This is a genomic window from Pedobacter sp. UYEF25 (assembly GCF_054061655.1).
In genome coordinates, this window is the sequence record NZ_JBSSEL010000050.1 from 1 (window position 1) to 1116 (window position 1116).

The following is a 1116-nucleotide window of genomic DNA, read 5'->3' on the forward strand; positions in this document are numbered from 1 at the left end:
CTACTATTGTTCCCAATTATAGCCCTATGTCAAAGAACACAGCACAAAAGTTGGACGACTTTGAGAGTCTTCTACTAAAGAAAAGGATTGCAGAGCTGGAGAAACAGTTGAAGGATGCCGAACTCAGGGCCATCGCATTCTCCACGATGGTCGATATTGCGGAAAAAGAGTTTAACATTCCGATCAGAAAAAAGCTCGCTACCAAACCATAGAAGCAATGAAAAACAATTTTTCGCACATAGGACTGGCCAAATTATGTGGATGGTTTGGTATTACCAGACAGGCTTATTATCAAAACAGTTGGGAAGGTTTCTCGACCACCCTCGAGGAGGAACTTGTACTGCGACAGGTGAGGAGCATCCGCAAAGACCATCGGCGGATGGGCACGAGGAAACTCTTTGAGATGATGCAGCCTTTCCTTTTGGAACATAGTATAAAAATGGGCAGGGACGCCCTGTTCACGCTGCTTTCGGCCAATTACATGCTGGTAAGAAAGCGCAAACGGAGAATTCAGACCACTAACTCGTACCATTGGTTCCGCAAATATCCGAATCTGATCAGGGGCTATATCCCTATGGCACCCAATCAGCTATGGGTGAGCGATATCACTTATTGGAAGATAAGCACGGGAGAGCACCTGTACATAAGTTTTGTTACCGATGTATACTCACATAAAATCGTAGGCTACCAAGTGGCCGAGACCATGGAAGCTGTCGAGAGTATCCGGGCCCTGCAAATGGCAATCTCGGGGCTGGATGAGGAAAACCATCCGGGTCTTACCCATCACAGTGACAGGGGGATACAGTACTGCAGCGCAGGCTATGTGAAACTTTTACGGGAAAGGCAGATCCAAATAAGTATGACAGAAAATGGAGACCCCCTAGAAAATGCAGTTGCCGAAAGGGTAAACGGCATCGTTAAAGGCGAGTATCTGGAAACCTACGACATAGACAACATCATAGATGCAAGGCAATTGCTAAAGGATGTAATCGAACTCTACAATGCAGAAAGACCCCACATGAGCATAGGAAACTTAACCCCAAACCAGGTACATCACTCTAAAACAGCAATAAAAACAGAAAGACTATGGAAGAATTATTATCGGAAAATACCTAC

1 protein-coding gene and 1 pseudogene are annotated in these 1116 nt (G+C 45.3%); both read left to right on the forward strand.

The features are described from left to right. Positions 1-212, forward strand: a pseudogene (locus ACVWYG_RS19215) (hypothetical protein); the annotation flags it as partial. A gap of 5 nt (positions 213-217) precedes the next feature. Further along, a partial coding sequence (locus ACVWYG_RS19220) for an IS3 family transposase (protein WP_457272680.1) occupies positions 218-1116 on the forward strand: 899 nt, incomplete at its 3' end.